Raw genomic sequence first — 19,900 nt, forward strand, 5'->3', positions numbered from 1 at the left:
CGGGCGTCGCGTACCACGGGTGCGGTAGGGAGAGGGGGAGGCGGGCCGCCGTCCGGGCGCTGTCGGTGGCTGCCGGTAGAGTCCTGGGCACAGGTGAATCACAGGAACACGGCAACGGGTGGGGACTCATGAAGCTGAGGTACACCGCGGCCTGGGTGGGGCTGACGGCGGCGGCGATGGTCACGGCGACCGCGTGCGGTTCGGAGGGCGCCAAGTCGGCGGCCGAGAGCGCCGAGAAGGCGGCCGACACGGCGGTGAGCAAGGCCGACACCATCATGGCGGCGCTCTCGCGGGCCACCGACCGGACCGAGGAGCTGGGCTCCGCCGAGGTCAGGACGACGACCGACCTGGGGACCGGCGAGCCGATCGCCATGGACGGCACGTACTCCTGGGGCGACGGCTACGCGCTCGACGTCGAGATGGACACCGAGGCCGTGCAGATGCAGGACCTCACGGACTCCCCGACCGTGCGCACCCTGTTCGTGGACGGCGCCTACTACTACGACGTCGACCCGCAGCCCGCCGGCCCGCTCGCGGGCAAGGAGTGGATGAAGATCGACGGGTCGGCGATCTTCGGCGAGTCCGGCGCCGCCGCGTTCAGCGGGGCCGGCGGCGGGGGCAGCCCGGCGGACTCCATGAAGGGTCTCAAGTACGCCAGCGACGTCGAGGACCTCGGCGAGGAGACCGTCAACGGCAAGCCCACCACGCACTACCGCGCGGTGCTCGACGGCGAGGACATGGGCAAGTTCAAGGACGCCCTCAGCGGCGCCGACAGCATGCTCAACTCCACCGGCAGCGACTCGATCACCATGGACATCTGGGTGGGCGAGAAGGACCTGCCGGTGCGCCTGACGCAGGAGTTCGGCGCCATGACGGTCACCATGGACTTCGACAAGTTCGGCGCCACGGAGGAGATCGTGGCCCCGCCCGCGCAGGAGGTCGGGGACCTCACCGAGGAAGTGAAGAACTCCGGGGCGATGGCCGGCTGAGACCGCGTGGCGGTGCCCCGGCCCGCACGGGTGGGCCGGGGCACCAGGACCTCGGTGGTGGCGGTCAGTGGTTGCGCGGGAAGCCCAGGTCCACGCCCGCCGGGGCGTCGGCCGGGTCCGGCCAGCGGGTGGTGACGACCTTGCCCCGGGTGTAGAAGTGCGTGCCGTCGTTGCCGTAGATGTGGTGGTCGCCGAAGAGCGAGTCCTTCCAGCCGCCGAAGGAGTGGTAGCCGACGGGGACCGGGATCGGCACGTTCACGCCGACCATGCCGGCCTCGACCTCCAGCTGGAAGCGGCGGGCCGCGCCGCCGTCCCGGGTGAAGATCGCGGTGCCGTTGCCGAAGGGCGAGGCGTTGATGAGGGCCAGGCCCTCCTCGTAGGTGTCCGCGCGCAGCACGCACAGCACCGGGCCGAAGATCTCGTCCTGGTACGCCTTCGCCGTGGTCGGCACCCGGTCCAGCAGCGAGATGCCGATCCAGTGGCCGTCCTCGTGGCCGTCGACCGTGTGTCCGGTGCCGTCGAGCACGACCTCGCAGCCCTCGGCCGCCGCGCCCTCGACGTAGGTCGCCACCTTGTCGCGGTGCGCCTTGGTGATGAGCGGACCCATCTCGGAGGTGGGGTCGTCGCCGGGGCCGATCTTGATCTTCTCGGCGCGCTCGCGGATCTTCTGGACCAGTTCGTCACCGATCGCGCCGACCGCCACGACCGCGGAGATCGCCATGCAGCGCTCGCCCGCGGAGCCGTAGGCCGCGGACACGGCGGCGTCGGCGGCCGCGTCGAGGTCGGCGTCGGGCAGCACCAGCATGTGGTTCTTGGCGCCGCCGAGTGCCTGGACGCGCTTGCCGTTCGCGGAGGCGGTGGTGTGGATGTAGCGGGCGATCGGGGTCGAGCCGACGAAGGAGACGGCCTTGACGTCCGGGTGCTCCAGGAGGCGGTCCACGGCCACCTTGTCGCCGTGGACGACGTTGAAGACGCCGTCCGGCAGGCCGGCCTCGGAGAGCAGCTCGGCGATCTTCACGGCGGCCGACGGGTCCTTCTCGCTCGGCTTGAGCACGAAGGTGTTGCCGCAGGCGATGGCGATGGGGAACATCCACATCGGCACCATCGCCGGGAAGTTGAACGGCGTGATGCCGGCGACGACGCCGAGCGGCTGCCGGATCGAGGACACATCCACGCGGGTGGCGACCTGCGTCGACAGCTCCCCCTTCAGCTGCACGTTGATGCCGCAGGCCAGGTCGACGATCTCCAGGCCGCGGGCGACCTCGCCGAGCGCGTCGGAGTGCACCTTGCCGTGTTCGGCGGTGATCAGGTCGGCGATCTCGTCGCGGTGGGCGTCCAGCAGCGCCCGGAACTTGAAGAGGACCGACGTCCGCTGCGCCAGCGAGGACTGACCCCAGGTCAGGTACGCCTCCTGGGCGGCGGCGACCGCGGCGTCCACCTCTTCGACCGAGGCGAAGGCGACCTTGGTGGTGACCGCGCCGGTCGCCGGGTTCGTCACCGGCCCGTACGTGCCCGAGGCGCCTTCGGCGGTCTTGCCGCCGATCCAGTGGTTGACGATGTTCGTCATGACCGAGAACTCCTTCACAGATGGCGGCGACGGGTCGAGACGTGCCGTTGGTCCAGCTCACGGGCGGTGACCGGCGACGATCGGGGCGCGGTCACTGCCATGGGTCCATCCCAGCAGCCGGGCGCTCCGGGCGCGCCCGACACTGTGTATGCGGTTTGGGCGTCCGCGTAGACACGTGGGGCAGTGTCGGCGCCCGGTGCCCCGACGGGCGGGAGAACCTCCGGCGCGGGGCCGGTGCGAGCGGGGAGTCGGCGCTCGCGCCTCGCTCCTGCCAGGGCGAGTCGGCCGTCCCGCGCCGGAGGCGTTCGGTGGGGGAACCGGCGACGGCGGGCGCGCGCTGCGGGCCCCCGGCGATCGGGTCGTGCGCCATCGCGTTCCCCTTCGTGCCCGCCGTTGTGTCTTCCCCGGTTTCTAGCCCCGCGGGTGCGGCCTGTCAATGTTTTGTCCGGACATTCGGACGACATGGTCCGGACAGTCGCCCGTCCGCCTCCACGGACCCCGCGCCGCACCGGGGAGTCAACGTGCCACGCCCGAACTCCGGCGTACGACTTCGTGGCACTCGTGTCACAAAAGGCCCGGCCCCGTCACAGGTGTCACGCGCGCACGGGTCTTCCGTCACATCCGGGAACGGCCCCTGACCGCCCGTCACCCGGCGTCGTTCACCCGTAACACGCTTGGTGATCGCCGACGCAGCACCCCGGCTCCCCCCGGCGACCGTCCCCGGTCGCCGCCGCGGTGCGCGCAGGGAGGTGTGACTGGTGACCGACCGAAGGCTCTGGTCCTACAAGGACATCGCGGCCCACATCCGGGTACAGCCGGACACCGTGCGGTCGTACCGCAAGCACGGGCTGCTGCCGCCGCCCGACCACGTGGAGGGCGGGAAGCCGTACTGGTACGCGGACACGGTCCGGGCCTGGGTGGCGTCCCGGCCGCGCAACCGGAAGCGGTAGGCCGGAAATCCGTTCGGAATCCCGTCGTCCCGTGGGGCATGGTTCCGCCCATGGACTTCTCCGTGAAACCCGTCCTGACCGGCGACAGGACCGTTCTGCGACCGTTCACCGAGGCGGACGCCGGGCGCATGTGGGACATCATCAACGACCCCGAGGTGCGGCACTTCACCGGCTCGCCGGGGCACGAACTCACGCCCGAGGTGCTGCGCACCTGGTACGGCTCGCGCGGCGACCGGCCCGACCGCCTCGACCTCGCCGTCACCGACCCCGCCGACGGGGAACTGCTCGGCGAGGTCGTGCTCCACGACTGGGTGCCCGAGGACCGCTCCTGCACCTTCCGCACCCTGATCGGCGCGCGCGGACGCGGCCGGGGCATCGGCACCGAGGCGACCCGGCTGATCGTCGGCCACGCCTTCGGGGAACTCGGCCTGCACCGCGTCCAGCTGGACGCCTACGCCCACAACCACCGGGCGCTGCGGGTCTACGAGAAGGTCGGGTTCGTGCGCGAGGGCGTGCGGCGCGAGGTGGAGCTGCGGGACGGCGTATGGGTGGACGAGGTGCTGATGGCCGTACTCGACCACGAGTGGGCCGTCCACCGAGGGCGCCCCGGCGCGGCCGTCACGGCTCGATGACCGTCACGCCCGCGCCGGGCGCCGTCCCCATCGCCGCGAGGGCCGCCGGGACCGCCTCCAGCCCGATGGTGGACGTCACCAGCAGGTCGGGCCGGAGCGCTCCGCGGCGGACCAGCTCCAGCATCGGCGGGTAGGTGTGCGCGGCCATCCCGTGGCTGCCGAGGAGTTCGAGCTCCAGGGCGACGGCGCGGGCCATCGGCACCGGTGTGGTGCCGTCCGCCGAGGGCAGCAGCCCGACCTGGACGTGCCGGCCGCGGCGGCGCAGGCCGGTCACGGACGCGGCGCAGGTGACGGGCGAGCCGAGGGCGTCGAGGGAGAGGTGGGCGCCGCCGCCGGTGAGGTCACGGACGGCCGCCGCCGTGTCCGGCGTCCGGGACGCGTCCACGCACTCCACCGCGCCGAAGGTACGGGCCAGCTCCAGCGCCCGCGCCGACACGTCCACGGCGACCACCCGGGCGCCCGAGGCCGCGGCGATCATCACGGCGGACAGGCCGACGCCCCCGCAGCCGTGCACCGCCACCCACTCCCCCGCCGCGACCCGGCCCTGCTGCACGACGGCCCGGAAGGCGGTGGCGAACCGGCAGCCGAGCGAGGCGGCGGTCGCGTACGACATGCCCTCGGGGACGGCGACGAGGTTGACGTCGGCGTGGTCGAGCGCCACGTACTCGGCGAAGGAGCCCCAGTGCGTGAAGCCCGGCTGGGTCTGGTGCTTGCACACCTGCTGGTCCCCCGCCGCGCACGCGGCGCAGCTCCCGCAGGCGCAGACGAAGGGCACGGTCACCCGGTCGCCGGGCCGCCACCCGGCCACCCGGTCGCCGACCGCCTCGACGACACCGGCGAGTTCGTGTCCGGGCACGTGCGGCAGCGTGATGTCCGGGTCGTGGCCCTGCCAGCCGTGCCAGTCGCTGCGGCACAGCCCGGTGGCCTCGACGCGCACCACGACGCCGTGCGGCGCGGGCTCCGGGTCGGCGACCTCCCGGACCTCGGCCGGCTCTCCGAAGCGCTCGAACACGACCGCACGCATCCGTCACCCTCACTTCCGTGCTTCCCGCACCCTTGCGGGGAGTTCCGTGGCGGAGTTTCCGCCTCCCGTCCCTCATCTCACGGCAGGCCCATCCGCAGTCATACCCCCTAGGGGTACAGTGGTAGCTGCGGGGTCCACGCCGGCCACGCACAGACCACCATGCACCGCCCCGACGAGGAGTAACGACATGACCGCCCAGACCGACACCCAGGGCTCCGTCACCACCGTCTACAAGGTGAGCGGAATGAGCTGCGGACACTGCGAGGGCGCCGTCTCCGGCGAGATCTCCGAGATCGCGGGCGTCGGCTCGGTGCAGGCGGTCGCCTCCACCGGCGTGGTCACCGTCGTCTCCGAGGCGCCCCTCGACGACGAGGCCGTGCGCGCCGCCGTGGACGAGGCCGGCTTCGAGCTGGCCGGCAGGGCCTGAGCGGCCCCGCCGGGGGCGGACGGGAGTTCGGACCATGACCAGCACCACCGCGGAGACGCCCGCGGACGCCACGGCCATCGGGCCGGAGCTCGCCGAGGTCGAGCTGATCGTCGGCGGGATGACCTGCGCCTCCTGCGCGGCCCGCGTCGAGAAGAAGCTCAACCGCATGGACGGCGTCACTGCCACGGTGAACTACGCGACGGAGAAGGCCCGGATCACCCACCCGGCGACCACCACCGTCGCCGACCTGATCGCCACCGTCGTCCGGACCGGCTACACCGCGGAGGAACCGGCGCCGCCGCCGGAGCCGGCCGACGATCCCGAGATCCCCGGCGCGCAGGCCCCCGGCGCGGACGACGACCCCGAGCTGTCCGCCCTGCGTCACCGCCTGCTCGTCTCCGCCCTCCTCGCCGCCCCCGTCGTGCTGCTCGCGATGGTCCCGGCGCTGCAGTTCGACAACTGGCAGTGGCTCTCGCTCACCCTGGCCGCCCCCGTGGTGGTCTGGGGCGGCCTCCCCTTCCACCGCGCCGCCTGGACCAACCTCCGGCACGGCGCCGCCACCATGGACACCCTGGTCTCGCTGGGCACCCTCGCGGCGTTCGGCTGGTCGCTGTGGGCGCTGTTCTTCGGGGACGCGGGCATGCCGGGCATGCGCCACGGCTTCGACCTCACCGTCTCCCGCGCCGACGGCGCCTCCGCGATCTACCTGGAGGCCGCCGCCGGAGTCACCGCCTTCCTCCTCCTCGGGCGCTGGCTGGAGGCCCGCTCCAAGCGCCGTGCCGGGGCCGCGCTGCGGGCGCTGATGGAGCTGGGCGCCAAGGACGTCGCGGTGCTGCGGGACGGGCGCGAGGTGCGGGTGCCGGTGGGCCGGCTGGCGGTCGGCGACCGGTTCGTCGTACGGCCCGGCGAGAAGATCGCCACCGACGGCACGGTGGTCGAGGGCGCCGGTGCCGTGGACGCCTCGATGCTGACCGGCGAGTCGGTCCCGGTGGACGTCGGGGCCGGCGACACCGTCACCGGCGCCACGGTCAACGCCGGGGGCCGGCTGGTGGTGGAGGCCACCCGGGTCGGCGCCGACACGCGGCTGGCGCGGATGGCGAAGCTGGTCGAGGACGCGCAGAGCGGCAAGGCCGAGGTGCAGCGGCTCGCCGACCGGATCTCCGGGGTCTTCGTGCCCGTCGTGCTGCTGATCGCCTTCGCGACCTTCGGCGGCTGGCTGGGCGCCACCGGGGACACGGTGGCCGCGTTCACCGCCGCCGTCGCCGTACTGATCATCGCCTGCCCGTGCGCGCTGGGCCTGGCGACGCCGACCGCGCTGCTGGTGGGCACGGGCCGCGGCGCCCAGCTCGGCATCCTGATCAAGGGCCCGGAGGTGCTGGAGTCCACCCGGCGCGTCGACACGGTCGTCCTGGACAAGACCGGCACCGTCACCACGGGCCGGATGACCCTGCACGAGGTGTACGCCGCCGAGGACACCGACGAGGCGGAGCTGCTGCGGCTCGCGGGCGCCGTCGAGCACGCCTCCGAGCATCCCGTGGCACGCGCGGTCGCCGCCGGCGCGGAGGAGCGAACCGGCACGCTGCCCGGCGTCGAGAACTTCGAGAGCATCCCCGGGCGGGGCGTACGCGGGCGCGTGGAGGGCCGCGAGGTGGCCGTGGGGCGCCTCTACGAGACTCTGCCGCCCGGGATTGCCCGCGCTCGCGACGAGGCCGTCAGGGAGGGCCGTACGGCTGTCGTGGTCGGCTGGGACGGCACCGCGCGCGGCGTCGTCGCGGTCGCGGACACGGTCCGGGAGACCAGCGCACAGGCGGTGACCGAGCTGCGCCTGCTGGGCCTGACCCCCGTACTGCTGACGGGCGACGACCGGCGGGTGGCCGAATCGGTCGCCCGTGCCGTCGGCGTCGACGAGGTGATCGCCGAGGTGCTGCCCGAGGAGAAGGTGGCCGTCGTGGAGCGGCTGCGGCGCGAGGGCCGTACGGTCGCCATGGTCGGCGACGGCGTCAACGACGCCGCCGCGCTCGCCACCGCCGACCTGGGCCTGGCGATGGGCACGGGGACGGACGCGGCCATCGAGGCGGGCGACCTGACGCTGGTGCGCGGAGACCTCCGGGTGGCCGCGGACGCGATCCGCCTCTCCCGGCGCACCCTGTCCACGATCAAGGGCAACCTGGTGTGGGCCTTCGGCTACAACGTGGCCGCGCTGCCGCTGGCCGCCGCCGGGCTGCTGAACCCGATGATCGCGGGGGCGGCGATGGCCTTCTCCTCGGTGTTCGTGGTGACCAACAGCCTGCGGCTGCGCGCGTTTCGCTGAGGTCTCGATGCCCGGAGACCTCTGGAGTCCGGCACGCGCCTCACATAAGCTCTTCACAAGGCTCGCGCATCTTCCTTACGCTTGGGTCCCGGTCGACGTATCGGGGCTCTTGCGCACCTAAGGGACATATGCAAGAGACGCAGATCACAGTGATGCGAACGTAACCATCGAAGGGGTTCGAAGGTCTAAGTTGGCGATGTCAGGCAGCGTCTTGGGGGGCGCCACCTGGCATCTGGGGATGTCTTGGGGGACTTTCCCAGAGCTGCGTTGCCGGGACACGTACACCGGGAAGCTTTGAGCGGCCCTCCCGGGTGCGCTGTCCCGGCAGACCGCACGACCGCACGACACGTACGGCGGGTTCGGCCCGTCGTGCTCATACACAGCGATTCAGGCGCTGTCCTCACAGACGCCCGGCCGGATCCCGTGGGGGGAATCCGCACCGGGACATGGGAAGGCGCCCTGGTTCGTCGGCCCGTGGGGGGACCGGCGCCAGGGCGCCTTCTGCTGTCTCACCCGTGCACGGCCCGGGAAAGGACGAGTCCCGTACCGCTCGGGCGGCACGGGACTCTTCGGATGCGCTGCGGGGGTGCCTGGCGGCTCAGCGCTCCTCGACCGGCACGAAGTCGCGCTCGACGACGCCGGTGTAGATCTGGCGCGGGCGGCCGATGCGGGAACCCGGCTCCTTGATCATCTCGTGCCACTGGGCGATCCAGCCCGGCAGGCGACCGAGGGCGAACAGGACCGTGAACATCTCGGTCGGGAAGCCCATGGCCCGGTAGATCAGACCGGTGTAGAAGTCGACGTTCGGGTAGAGGCTGCGCGAGACGAAGTAGTCGTCGGAGAGCGCGTGCTCCTCCAGCTTCAGGGCGATGTCCAGCAGCTCGTCGGACTTGCCGAGGGCGGAGAGCACGTCGTGCGCGGCGGCCTTGATGATCTTGGCGCGCGGGTCGAAGTTCTTGTAGACCCGGTGGCCGAAGCCCATCAGGCGGACGCCGTCCTCCTTGTTCTTCACCTTGCGGATGAAGGTGTCGACGTCGCCGCCGGAGTCGCGGATGCCCTCCAGCATCTCCAGCACCGACTGGTTGGCGCCGCCGTGCAGCGGGCCCCACAGGGCGTTAATGCCGGCCGAGATGGACGCGAACATGTTGGCCTGGGAGGAGCCGACCAGGCGGACCGTGGAGGTCGAGCAGTTCTGCTCGTGGTCCGCGTGCAGGATCAGCAGCTTGTCCAGCGCGGAGACGACGATCGGGTCGAGCTCGTACTCCTGGGCGGGGACCGAGAAGGTCATGCGCAGGAAGTTCTCGACGTAGCCGAGGTCGTTGCGCGGGTAGACGAACGGGTGACCGATCGACTTCTTGTACGCGTAGGCCGCGATCGTCGGGAGCTTGGCGAGCAGCCGGATCGTCGAGAGGTTGCGCTGACGCTCGTCGAACGGGTTGTGGCTGTCCTGGTAGAACGTCGACAGCGCGGAGACCACCGACGACAGCATGGCCATCGGGTGGGCGTCGCGCGGGAAGCCCTTGTAGAAGTTCTTGACGTCCTCGTGCAGCAGGGTGTGCTGCGTGATCTCGCCCTTGAAGGCGGCCAGCTGGTCGACGGTCGGCAGCTCGCCGTTGATCAGCAGGTAGGCGACCTCCACGAAGGAGGAGCGCTCGGCCAGCTGCTCGATCGGGTAGCCGCGGTACCGGAGGATGCCGGCTTCGCCATCCAGGTAGGTAACGGCGGATTTGTAGGCGGCGGTGTTGCCGTAACCGCTGTCCAGCGTCACCAGACCGGTCTGGGCGCGGAGCTTCCCGATGTCGAAGCCCTTGTCGCCGACGGTGCTGTCGATCACCGGGTAGGTGTACTCGCCATCGCCGTACCGCAGTACTACAGAGTTGTCGCTCACGTCTTCCCTCACCGACGTAGTGCCTCATCTTCGAGGTGCCCTGACTGTCTCTACCATCCCCCACTTGGCTCAGGAGAGTGCACTCGGGGTCGACCATCGGGCCTATCGGCGGCACTCAGTGCCGCCAACTAGCTCATCCTGCCCCCTCTTCTCCCCATCCGGAAGTGCTCTGTGACCTTCCCGACTCATTTGATCGATCATTTTTTTCACAGGGGCGGGGAGGTTTGCCGGAAGGTTTTCGGGGTCAGGGGCCCGCCAGCCGGAAGTCGAGCGCCGTGCAGCGCCGGCCGGCCGACACCGTGCGCACCGCCTGTCCGATCGCCTTGCGGGAACCGACGAGGACGACCAGCCGCTTGGCCCGGGTGACCGCCGTGTAGAGGAGATTCCGCTGGAGCATCATCCAGGCACCGGTGGTCACGGGAATCACGACCGCCGGATACTCACTCCCCTGGGACCGGTGGATGGTCACCGCGTAGGCGTGGGCCAGCTCGTCCAGTTCGTCGAATTCGTACGGAACCTCCTCGTCCTCGTCCGTCAGCACGGTGAGGCGCTGGTCCACCGGGTCGAGCGAGGTGACCACGCCGACGGTGCCGTTGAAGACACCGTTCTCACCCTTCTCGTAATTGTTGCGAATCTGAGTGACCTTGTCGCCGACCCGGAAAACACGGCCGCCGAACCTCTTCTCGGCGAGATCGGGGCGGCCGGGGGTGACGGCCTGCTGGAGCAGCCCGTTCAGCGTCCCGGCGCCGGCGGGTCCCCGGTGCATCGGCGCCAGCACCTGCACATCACGCCGCGGGTCGAGCCCGAACTTCGCCGGGATGCGCCGCGCGGCGACGTCGACGGTGAGCCGCCCCGCCTCCTCGGTGTCGTCCTCGACGAAGAGGAAGAAGTCCTTCATCCCGTCGGTGAGCGGGTGCTGCCCGGCGTTGATCCGGTGCGCGTTGGTCACCACACCCGACTGCTGGGCCTGCCGGAAGACCCGGGTGAGCCGGACGGCGGGGACGGGGCTGCCGGGGGCCAAAAGGTCCCTGAGCACCTCCCCGGCCCCGACACTGGGCAGCTGGTCGACGTCCCCGACGAAGAGCAGGTGGGCCCCCGGGGGCACGGCCTTGACCAGCTTGTTGGCGAGGAGCAGGTCCAGCATCGACGCCTCGTCCACGACGACGAGGTCGGCGTCGAGGGGCCGGTCCCGGTCGTAGGCGGCGTCACCGCCGGGCTTCAGCTCCAGCAACCGGTGGACCGTGGACGCCTCGGCACCGGTCAGCTCGGCGAGGCGCTTGGCCGCCCGCCCGGTGGGCGCGGCGAGCACCACCTTCGCCTTCTTCGCGCGCGCCAGCTCCACGACCGACCGCACGGTGAACGACTTGCCGCAGCCGGGCCCGCCGGTGAGGACGGCGACCTTCTCGGTGAGGGCGAGGCGTACGGCCGCCTCCTGCTCGGGCGCGAGATCGACGCCCGTGCGCTGCCCGAGCCACCCGAGCGCCTTGTCCCAGGCCACGCCCTGGAAGGCGGGCATCCGGTCCTCGTCAGCGCGCAGGAGGCGGCGAAGCTGGGCCGCGAGGGCGAGTTCGGCGCGGTGGAAGGGGACGAGGTAGACGGCGGTGACCGGGTCGCCGCCCTCCGGGCCGGGCACCTTCTCGCGCACGACGCCGGGGTCGTCGTCGGGGCTCTCGGGCTCGGCGGCCAGCTCTCCCAGACACTCGATGACGAGCCCGGTGTCCACCTGGAGCAGCTTCACCGCGTCGGCGATCAGCTTCTCCTCGGAGAGGTAGCAGTGCCCCTGGTCGGTGGCCTGCGACAGGGCGTACTGCAGCCCCGCCTTCACCCGCTCCGGGCTGTCGTGCGGGATGCCGACGGACTGGGCGATCTTGTCGGCGGTGAGGAAGCCGATGCCCCAGACGTCGGCGGCCAGGCGGTAGGGCTGGTTCTTCACGACGGAGATCGACGCGTCGCCGTACTTCTTGTAGATGCGCACGGCGATCGAGGTGGACACCTCGACGGTCTGGAGGAAGAGCATGACCTCCTTGATCGCCTTCTGCTCCTCCCAGGCGTCGGCGATCTTCTTCGTCCGCTTGGGACCGAGGCCGGGCACCTCGATGAGCCGCTTGGGCTCCTCCTCGATGACGGTGAGGGTGTCGATACCGAAGTGCTGCGTGATGCGGTCGGCGAAGATCGGCCCGATGCCCTTGACCAGGCCGGAGCCGAGATAGCGCCGGATGCCCTGGACGGTGGCGGGCAGGACGGTCGTGTAGTTCTCGACGTGGAACTGCTTGCCGTACTGCGGGTGCGACCCCCACCGCCCCTCCATCCGCAGCGACTCCCCGACCTGCGCGCCGAGCAGCGCGCCGACGACGGTCAGCAGGTCGCCGGCGCCTCTGCCGGTGTCGACGCGGGCGACGGTGTAGCCGTTCTCCTCGTTGGCGTACGTGACGCGCTCCAGGACGCCTTCGAGGGTGGCGAGCCGCCGCTCGCCGGGGGCCGCGGGGGGCTGGGTGGGCATGATCCGACGGTACCGGTGGGGACTGACACGGCGGTGGGAGAGTCGCCTTCTCAGTACCCTGAGCTCATGGACTACGCCAGGATGCGCGCCATCGCCGCAGAGCTCGGGGCCTACTCGGAGCAGCTCGAGGGGTCGTGGAGCGTCGAGATCGGGCCGTCCGGTCCGATACTGGCGATGATGTGCCCGTCGAAGCGACACGAGGGCACGGTCCGCCGCATCTGCAAGCAGCTGGACGCGCAACTGCCCCGCACCCACCCCGGCTACATCTGCGCGAACGGCCCCGAGATCGAGCATCCGGCCATCGGCCGCATGCGCCGCCCCGATGCCGTCGTGATCCCCGAAGCCACCCTCGACGAAGAAGGCCTCGCCGTCGACGCGACGCAGGTGCTGGCTGCCGTCGAGATCGTCTCACCGTCCAACCCGAGCAACGGCTACGACGAGAAGCTGACCGAATACCCGGCCATGGGCATCCCGCACTACATGATCGTCGACCCGCGCACCGGCACGATCGAGGTCCACTCCGACCCTTGCAAGGGCCGCTACAGCAGCAAGGAGCCGTACATCTTCGGTGACTCGGTGCCGTTCGGGCCATGGATGGTCGAGACGTCGGAGTTCCGCAGGTACGGCCGGGAGGGTTGAGGGTCGGGGACGGTATTGACTGGGTCCATGGGACTGATCTACGGCTATGACATCTACCTGCCCCCACGGAACGTCGCCAAGGCGCTGACCGCCGTGGCCGAGCTGGCGCCCCCGTCCCGTGACGTGCCGCCGCTCGATGTCACGCTGCCCGGCGGGGACCGGATCGTCCTCCCCTTCACGTCCGACTTCGGCAGCGAGCCGGTCGACTGTTCCATGGGCGGTCAGTTCCGCCTGGACACGTCCCTCATGTTCGGCGTCGACGAGGCGGTGCGCGCATACGCGGAGTCGTCCGGCCTGCCGGCCGAGGTGAACGGACGGGTCCGGATCGGGTACGTCTACCTGGCGGTGCGGTTCGAGTCCTTCCTGCACCCCGGTTACGCGTCACTGGAGTTCTGGGCCGCGGCGTCGCGGATGAGCCGCCTGTTCGCGCGGTCGGCGAGCATCAGGAAGACGTTCACCGACCTCACCGCCGCCGTCGGCGGTGTGTGCTGCCTGTTCGACACCGGTGACGGGGGTCCCGAGGAAGTGTGCTGGCTCAACGGGGAGGCGACGCGGGTGTGGGTCGGCAGCGCCCGGTTCCCGGACCAGCGGGCGCTGGTGGCGACTTGGCCCGACGCCGGGGTCACGGATTCCCTGCGGGCTCCTTCAGCGCCTGGAGGAAGTGGGTGAAGGCGGTGCGGGGGAAAGCGAGGGTGGCTCGGGCGGGGGCCTTGGAATCGCGCAAGGCTACGCGGGTGGATGAGTTCGCGACCTCCACGCAGCTGTTGCCGTCGCCCTCTCCGGAGTAGGAGGACTTGCGCCAATTGTCGAACGTAGTCATCAGTCTCACAGCTCTTTCGCAAGTTCGTGGATGAATGTGCGCGACCGGGCGGGTTCGAGCGATACAGCCGTCACCATACGGAAGTTCGTTCGGTAAGTACTCAGTTGTGCCTCTGCGTCTATGAAGACCACACCGTGGGGCGCGTCGCGCACCACGGTGTCCAGCCTGGGCATGGGACCGCCCGCGTAGGTCATAGCGCTCGATGCTTTGCCGAAGCCGTCCAGGTCGAACGGGACGACTCGCAAGGTGACGTGGTCCGCTTCGGAGCGCTCGAGCAGTTTCTCAAGTTGCCCGCGAGCGACTTTGCGGTCGCCCACCCTGATGCGCAGTGCAGCCTCGTGGATCACGACATCGTGCGGAACAGCAAGCTCTTGGCGAGCCAGACGGTGCTGAACGCGCAGATCGATCTCCTCCTCGGTCAGCCTGGGCAGGCGCGAGGAGAAGACGGCACGTGCGTAGTCCCCGGTCTGCAGGCGGCCCGGAACGTAGAGGATCGCGACGTCCCGCAGGAAGGTCGCATGGTGCTCAAGTTCCGACAGGTCGAGAAACGGCGTGGGCAATAGTCCGCGATACTCCTCCCACCAACCACGTGTCCGGTCGGTCGCCATAGAAGTCAGCGCCTCGATGAGATCCTCGTCCGTGCAGGCGTAGTGCGACTTCAAGCGGCGCAACCGCTGTTCACTCACGCCTGTCAGCCCGGATTCGATGTGGGTGATCTGGACCCTATTCGCACCGAGCAACGCTGCCGCCTCTGTGGCGGTGAGGCCGGCCGCTTCACGGAGTCGGCGCAGTTCGAGCCCGAGACGCCTCTGACGTGCGGTCGGCTCGCGCCTGAGAACCATGGTTCCTCTTTCAACCCGGCTGCTAAGAGAGCTCGTTCGGGGGTCAGATTACGCGATCGGCTTGCCCGGGATTACTAGTTAGCCTTACCGTCGGTGACGCGACGCACACCGTGCGAAACCGGGCCACCGGAAGCGCACCGCCCCGTCCTGCCATGACGGCTGCGGCATTGACACCTGGCCCGTCCTCAACCCACCACACCCGAAACGAGAGATCCCGCATGCCCGAAACCGACCCGTGGGAGTACTCCCTCTACATCCCCAACGACCTCCGCGCCGTCACCGTCAGCCGCCGCACCCTCCGTCTGGTCCTCACCATGCACGGCCTGATCCGCCTCGTAGACGTCGCCGAGCTGCTCGCGACGGAGCTGGTCTCCAACGCCGTACGGCACACCAAGGGCCCCGCCGCCCTCCGCATCCGCTGGTCGCCGCCGGGCACGCTGCGGATCGGGGCGTGGGACGCGGACCCCGAACCGCCCGAACCCCCGGCCGCCTTCGGGCGGGTGGAGGAGTCGGAGGCAGGGCGGGGGCTGGCGCTGGTGCGGGCCTGCGCCGACGTGTGGGGGTGGCATCCGCTGGCCAGACACGGCAATCGGGGCAAGTACGTATGGTGCGAGCTGTCGGCAGCCTGAAGGCCCGCCCGGACAATTCACTTGCCCCGACGGGGGATCTTCCGGAGGCTCGGCGCATGAGTGCGAGGCAACTCGATCGCCGGCTGGTCTCGGCGGTCCTGTCCGGTGACGCCGACGCGGTGCGGGACCTGCTGTACGAGGGGGCGGACCCGAACACGGTGGACGTCGACGGCAGGTTGCCGGTGCTGTGCACGGCCGTGGCGGCCTACGACGCCCCGGTCGCCGAGGCCCTGATGGACGGTGGGGCCGATCCTGATCGGGAGCTTCCGGACGGGAGTACGCCGTTGCTGCGGGCGCTCGACGGCGGGTCTCCGGCCGTCTTCTGCTCGGTACTCGGCAAGGACCCCCGGCTGCGGCTGCCGGAACGGGAGCGTGCGCGGCTGCTCGCCCGGGCCCGGAGCTGGTACGAGACGGGCGCGGTCGAGGAGTTGCGGCGCAGGACGGGGGCACGGGGCCCCGCCGTGTCGGAGCGGGTGACGGACGAGGGGCACGACTGGGTCGACCAGTACGCGCTCGGCGGTCTGGTCGTACGGGCCGGGCACGGGGCCGTCCTGACGTGGCTGGAGTCCCGTTTTCAGGTCCTGCCCCCCGTCGACGAACTGATCGACCGCGCCGTCGCCGTGGCGGACGAGGAGCACGTCGACTGGTGGGCAGTGTGCTACGCGCTTCTGGAGCGCCACCGCCAGGAGACCTGGTCGGCCGCGCTGGCCCACGGCGACCACCCCGATCCGGCACACCGCCGCTTCGTCGCGGACTACCTGCGGACGCGCGGGATCATCGCGTGCGACTCCCCCTTCGCGGAGCGGGAGAGCGAGTTCCTGGCCGCGTGGGCGACGCGGGAGACGGACGGTGCGGTGCTCGCGAAGGTACTGGAGGCCTTCGCCGAGTACGAGCATCCCCGCATGGGGGCGACGGGACTGTGTCACGCCGTGCACCCAGACCCCCGCGTGCGCCTGCGCGCGACCACCGTCCTCGCCGCGTCGGAGACCCGCTCGCCCGAGGCCGGCGCTGCCCTGCTCGTCCTCCTCGGCGATCCGGACGCCCGCGTACGGCTGGAGGCGTGCCGGGCGACCCTGAAGGACGACGCCCTTCTCGCGCAGGCCGCCGCTGAACTGGCCCGCCTGGCCGAGGGGCCGGAGCGGGAACTGCGCGGCGCGGTGGCGGAGGCGCTGACCGCCTCACCCGACCGTACGGCCGTCACCGCCGACGCCCTGGCCGCACTGCTCGGCGACGACAACCAGCTCGTACGCCTGGAGGCGGCCTACGGCCTCGTGCTGCGCGACGATCCACGCGCCGGGGAGGCCGTCGAGCGGGTCGGGCCGCTCGGCGGCGGGTTCGAGCACGACCACCGGGTTGACGCGCTGTGGGACTGGACGCGCCGGGAGCGCCGTCCGTGGCCGCTCGCGCCGGGACCCGGTGACGCGTAGGCCGACGGGGCGCCGGCGTCACAGTGCCGCGAACAGCCCGGCCAGCGGGGCGGGCGTGCGGGCCGGGTCCAGGGCCTCGACCAGCACACGACCGTAGTGGATCTTGCGGCCCTTCTTGGTGCCGAAGAAGCGGCGGAGTTGCTGGCGGGCCGTGCGGTCCTGCTGGGCGGGCTGGCGGAGGAAGGTCCGCAGGGGGCGGAGGTCGCCCTCCGCCTCGATCAGTTCCGTCACCCGGTCCTCGCCGAGCGCGCGGATCAGCTCGTCCTCCAGGTCGGCCGTGCAGACGAAGAGGTCGTCGGGGGAGGCGTGCGCGCGGTCCAGGGCGCGGACGTAGTAGCCGCGTTCCCGTTCGTCGCACAGGCCGGTGAGGCGCAGGTCCAGGCCGGTCGGGCCGAGGAGGCCCGCGAAGCGGCCGACGCTCATCGCGCCGCCCATCGACAGAACGCAGATCCCCTCCGTCGCGAGGTCCCGGCCGTGGTGCGCGGCCAGTGCGTCGACCGCCGCCGTGTCGCTCGGCCCTTCGAGCAGCACCGCCGTACGGACGGACAGGCGCCCGGCGAGTTCGCGTACGGGGTCTTCGGGACCGCCCGCCGCCCACGCCGTGACCGCGTCCCGGAACGATGCCATGTCCGCCATGGGTCGAGTCTCCGCCCTCGGCGGCCGGGGCGGTAGCGAATATCGCGAGCCTGTCCGTTTGACGTGCAGCCTGTCGGCTGCCTAACGTTATAGGCAGCCAATGGGCTGCATGTCAGAGGGGCGGAGATGGACGAGGTCTTCAAGGCGCTGGCCGACGGCAGCCGGCGGCGGCTGCTGGACAGCCTGAACGCGCGCAACGGGCAGAGCCTGCGCGAGCTGTGCGCCGGGCTGGACATGGCCCGGCAGTCGGTCAGCAAGCACCTGGCGGTGCTGGAGGCGGCCCACCTGGTCACCGCCGTCCGGCGGGGCCGGGAGAAGCTGCACTACCTCAACGCCGAGCCGATCAACGCCATCGCCGAACGCTGGATCAGCCGCTACGACCGGGATCGGGTGCGCGCACTCGCCGACCTCAAGCAGGCGCTGGAGGACACCGCCATGGACCGCACGGACAGCAACGCGTTCGTCTACACGACCTACATCAGGACCACGCCCGAGCAGCTGTGGCAAGGGCTGACCGAACCCGCCTTCACCCGGCGCTACTGGGGTGTCGAGTTCGGCACCGACTGGGCAGCCGGGTCGCCCGTGGTGTGGAAGGAGCGGGCGACGGAGACCGCCGACCCCGAGCAGGTCGTCCTCCAGTCCGAGCCCTTCCGGCGGCTGTCGTACACCTGGCACACCTTCACGCCCGAGTGGGCGAAGGCCAACGGGATCGACGACGAGACCCTCGCCAGGCTCTCCGCCGAGCGGCGGTCGAAGGTCACGTTCGAGATCGAGGACCTCGGCGAGGAACTGGTAAAACTGACCGTCGTCCACGACGGGTTCGAGCCCGGCAGCACCGTCCGCGGGATGATCCAGCACGGCTGGCCGGCCCTCCTGGCCGGCCTCAAGACGCTGCTGGAGACCGGCGAGACGCTGCCGGAGCCTCAGTGAGCCGGTCGGTCGTTCAGCGGCGCAGGGCCGTCTCCCGGTGCATGTGCGACAGCTTCTCCGGGTTGCGGACGGCGTAGAGGCCGCTGATGCGGCCCTCGTCGAAGCGGACCGCCACCACCGTGTCGAGCTCGCCGTCGACGTGGAGGACCAGCGCCGGGTAGCCGTTGACCTGGGCCGGTTCCATCGACAGCGCGACGGTGTGCTTGGCCAGTCCGCCGAGCATCAGGCGGGCCACCTTGTCGGCCCCCATGATGGGGCGCAGGACGGCCTGCTTGATGCCGCCGCCGTCGCCGAGCAGGACGACGTCCGGGGAGAGGATGTCGAGCAGGCCCTGGAGGTCGCCCGTCTCCACGGCCCGCTGGAAGGCCACGAGGGCCTTCTGGGACTCGGTCGCCGAGACCACACCGCGCGGGCGGCGGGCCGCGACGTGCGCGCGGGCCCGGTGGGCGATCTGCCGGACGGCGGCCGGGCTCTTCTCGACGGCGTCGGCGATCTCGTCGTAGCCGAGGTCGAACACCTCGCGCAGTACGAACACCGCCCGCTCGGTCGGCGACAGCGTCTCCAGCACCAGCATCATCGCCATCGACACGCTGTCGGCCAGTTCGACGTCCTCCGCCACGTCGGGGGTGGTCAGCAGCGGCTCGGGCAGCCAGGAGCCGACGTAGGACTCCTTGCGGCGGCCGAGGGTGCGGAGTCTGTTCAGGGCCTGGCGGGTGGTGATGCGGACGAGGTACGCGCGCCGGTCGCGTACGACGCCGAGGTCGACGTCCGCCCAGCGCAGCCAGGTCTCCTGGAGGACGTCCTCGGCGTCCGCCGCCGAGCCGAGCATCTCGTACGCGACCGTGAAGAGCAGGTTGCGGTGGGCGACGAAGGTCTCGGTGGCGGCGTCCTGGTCGCGTCCGCCGTTCTCGCTGGTCACCGGTTTCTCCCGTTCGTTCGGCTCGATCTTGTCGGTGTCGTCACGCGCACAGGACACCGGCCGACGGTGCGCTGTGACACCCGCCGCCGGTGGGCCACGTCACATCGGCATCCCGTCACAGGGAGCGGGCCGCCGGCGTCTCGTGTTCGTCACCGAGTCACCGAGACACCGAGACACCGAGACATCGAGAGCGAGGACGGGATCATGGACACCCGATTCAACCTGTTCGAGAACGAGTTCGCAGGCAGGTTCGCCAAGCGGTTCGCGGGCGCCGGGATGCTGGTCCACCAGTCGGCCCTGCCGAAGTCGACGCAGGAGCTGGTGTCGCTGCGGGCCAGCCAGATCAACGGCTGCGGGCACTGCGTCGACATGCACGTCAAGGAGGCGGCCGCCGCCGGCGAGAGCGCGGTGCGGCTGCACCTGGTCGCCGTCTGGCGCGAGTCCACCGTGTTCACCGAGGCCGAGCGGGCCGCGCTGGCGCTCGCCGAGGAGGGCACCCGGCTCGCCGACGCCCACCAGGGCGTGTCCGACGAGACCTGGGCGCAGGTGCGCAAGCACTACGACGACGACCAGACCGCCGCGCTGATCTGCCAGGTCGCCCTGATCAACGCGGCCAACCGGCTCGCCGTGATCACGCACCAGAAGGGCGGTTCCTACGAGGCGGGGATGTTCAAGGCCGCGGTCGGTGAGGCCGCGGCCGACGACTGAAGCGGCTGAAACGGCCGCAGCGGCCGCAACGGCCGCAACGGCTGCACCTCGCAACGACCGGC

General features: G+C 71.1%; 19 protein-coding genes. 11 read left to right on the forward strand and 8 right to left on the reverse strand.

Annotation, left to right across the window (positions count from 1 at the left end; all coding sequences use genetic code 11):
* The first annotated feature begins 128 nt into the window (after positions 1–128).
* A complete protein-coding gene (locus AMK11_RS04485) occupies positions 129–989 on the forward strand; it encodes a hypothetical protein (protein ID WP_073723200.1) in 861 nt (286 codons plus the stop codon).
* Positions 990–1,053: 64 nt separating this feature from the next.
* Here the strand turns inward: AMK11_RS04485 and mmsA are convergent, their stop codons facing one another.
* Positions 1,054–2,556, reverse strand: coding sequence for a CoA-acylating methylmalonate-semialdehyde dehydrogenase (mmsA, locus tag AMK11_RS04490; RefSeq protein WP_073723202.1), 1,503 nt, complete (start codon positions 2,554–2,556; stop codon positions 1,054–1,056).
* Positions 2,557–3,314: 758 nt separating this feature from the next.
* Between mmsA and AMK11_RS04500 the strand changes: the two genes are divergently transcribed.
* Complete coding sequence (locus AMK11_RS04500) at positions 3,315–3,506, forward strand: helix-turn-helix transcriptional regulator (RefSeq protein ID WP_073723204.1); 192 nt, start codon at positions 3,315–3,317, stop codon at positions 3,504–3,506.
* A gap of 50 nt (positions 3,507–3,556) precedes the next feature.
* The gene (locus AMK11_RS04505; RefSeq protein ID WP_073723206.1) at positions 3,557–4,138 is read left to right on the forward strand and encodes a GNAT family N-acetyltransferase; all 582 of its coding nucleotides are present in this window, start codon (positions 3,557–3,559) and stop codon (positions 4,136–4,138) included.
* Here AMK11_RS04505 and AMK11_RS04510 read toward each other — a convergent pair.
* Positions 4,125–5,162, reverse strand: a complete 1,038-nt coding sequence (locus tag AMK11_RS04510; protein WP_073723208.1) for a zinc-dependent alcohol dehydrogenase family protein — start codon at positions 5,160–5,162, stop codon at positions 4,125–4,127. The genes AMK11_RS04505 and AMK11_RS04510 overlap by 14 nt on opposite strands.
* A gap of 187 nt (positions 5,163–5,349) precedes the next feature.
* Here AMK11_RS04510 and AMK11_RS04515 point away from each other — a divergent pair, with 187 nt between their 5' ends.
* Positions 5,350–5,589 carry a heavy-metal-associated domain-containing protein gene (locus tag AMK11_RS04515; RefSeq protein ID WP_073723210.1) on the forward strand — a complete coding sequence of 80 codons (240 nt, stop codon included), beginning with the start codon at positions 5,350–5,352 and terminating at the stop codon, positions 5,587–5,589.
* Positions 5,590–5,623: 34 nt separating this feature from the next.
* Positions 5,624–7,900 carry a heavy metal translocating P-type ATPase gene (locus AMK11_RS04520; RefSeq protein ID WP_073723212.1) on the forward strand — a complete coding sequence of 759 codons (2,277 nt, stop codon included), beginning with the start codon at positions 5,624–5,626 and terminating at the stop codon, positions 7,898–7,900.
* Between the two features lie 598 nt (positions 7,901–8,498).
* Here AMK11_RS04520 and AMK11_RS04525 read toward each other — a convergent pair.
* Positions 8,499–9,788, reverse strand: a complete 1,290-nt coding sequence (locus AMK11_RS04525; protein WP_073723214.1) for a citrate synthase — start codon at positions 9,786–9,788, stop codon at positions 8,499–8,501.
* A gap of 244 nt (positions 9,789–10,032) precedes the next feature.
* The gene (recD2, locus tag AMK11_RS04530) at positions 10,033–12,288 is read right to left on the reverse strand and encodes an SF1B family DNA helicase RecD2 (RefSeq protein ID WP_073723216.1); all 2,256 of its coding nucleotides are present in this window, start codon (positions 12,286–12,288) and stop codon (positions 10,033–10,035) included.
* Between the two features lie 66 nt (positions 12,289–12,354).
* Between recD2 and AMK11_RS04535 the strand changes: the two genes are divergently transcribed.
* Both AMK11_RS04535 and AMK11_RS04540 read left to right on the forward strand, forming a co-directional pair.
* Positions 12,355–12,927, forward strand: a complete 573-nt coding sequence (locus tag AMK11_RS04535) for a Uma2 family endonuclease (protein WP_073723218.1) — start codon at positions 12,355–12,357, stop codon at positions 12,925–12,927.
* A gap of 27 nt (positions 12,928–12,954) precedes the next feature.
* A complete protein-coding gene (locus AMK11_RS04540) occupies positions 12,955–13,596 on the forward strand; it encodes a hypothetical protein (protein WP_073723220.1) in 642 nt (213 codons plus the stop codon).
* Here the strand turns inward: AMK11_RS04540 and AMK11_RS04545 are convergent.
* The gene (locus AMK11_RS04545; RefSeq protein ID WP_073723964.1) at positions 13,550–13,747 is read right to left on the reverse strand and encodes a DUF397 domain-containing protein; all 198 of its coding nucleotides are present in this window, start codon (positions 13,745–13,747) and stop codon (positions 13,550–13,552) included. The two genes, AMK11_RS04540 and AMK11_RS04545, sit on opposite strands and share 47 nt — an antisense overlap.
* A 5-nt stretch (positions 13,748–13,752) precedes the next feature.
* Positions 13,753–14,589 (reverse strand): helix-turn-helix domain-containing protein, encoded by an 837-nt coding sequence (locus AMK11_RS04550; RefSeq protein WP_073723222.1) that lies wholly within the window; start codon positions 14,587–14,589, stop codon positions 13,753–13,755.
* 218 nt (positions 14,590–14,807) lie between these two features.
* Between AMK11_RS04550 and AMK11_RS04555 the strand changes: the two genes are divergently transcribed.
* On the forward strand, positions 14,808–15,218 hold the full coding sequence (locus AMK11_RS04555; RefSeq protein ID WP_073723224.1) for an ATP-binding protein: 411 nt from the start codon (positions 14,808–14,810) through the stop codon (positions 15,216–15,218).
* A gap of 56 nt (positions 15,219–15,274) precedes the next feature.
* Positions 15,275–16,645: a HEAT repeat domain-containing protein gene (locus AMK11_RS04560; RefSeq protein WP_073723226.1), complete on the forward strand. Its 1,371-nt coding sequence runs from the start codon at positions 15,275–15,277 to the stop codon at positions 16,643–16,645.
* A gap of 18 nt (positions 16,646–16,663) precedes the next feature.
* Here AMK11_RS04560 and AMK11_RS04565 read toward each other — a convergent pair whose 3' ends face one another.
* Positions 16,664–17,281, reverse strand: coding sequence for a TOPRIM nucleotidyl transferase/hydrolase domain-containing protein (locus AMK11_RS04565; protein ID WP_073723228.1), 618 nt, complete (start codon positions 17,279–17,281; stop codon positions 16,664–16,666).
* A 126-nt stretch (positions 17,282–17,407) separates the two neighbouring features.
* Here AMK11_RS04565 and AMK11_RS04570 point away from each other — a divergent pair, with 126 nt between their 5' ends.
* A complete protein-coding gene (locus tag AMK11_RS04570; RefSeq protein WP_073723230.1) occupies positions 17,408–18,211 on the forward strand; it encodes an ArsR/SmtB family transcription factor in 804 nt (267 codons plus the stop codon).
* Between the two features lie 13 nt (positions 18,212–18,224).
* On the opposite strand, the gene AMK11_RS04575 is transcribed toward AMK11_RS04570, so the two are convergent.
* Positions 18,225–19,157, reverse strand: a complete 933-nt coding sequence (locus tag AMK11_RS04575) for an RNA polymerase sigma-70 factor (RefSeq protein WP_107429649.1) — start codon at positions 19,155–19,157, stop codon at positions 18,225–18,227.
* Between the two features lie 177 nt (positions 19,158–19,334).
* Between AMK11_RS04575 and AMK11_RS04580 the strand changes: the two genes are divergently transcribed.
* Positions 19,335–19,838, forward strand: a complete 504-nt coding sequence (locus tag AMK11_RS04580; protein WP_073723234.1) for a carboxymuconolactone decarboxylase family protein — start codon at positions 19,335–19,337, stop codon at positions 19,836–19,838.
* The last annotated feature ends 62 nt before the right edge of the window (positions 19,839–19,900 follow it).

Source organism: Streptomyces sp. CB02414, assembly GCF_001905385.1.
In the GTDB taxonomy this organism is placed as follows: domain Bacteria; phylum Actinomycetota; class Actinomycetes; order Streptomycetales; family Streptomycetaceae; genus Streptomyces.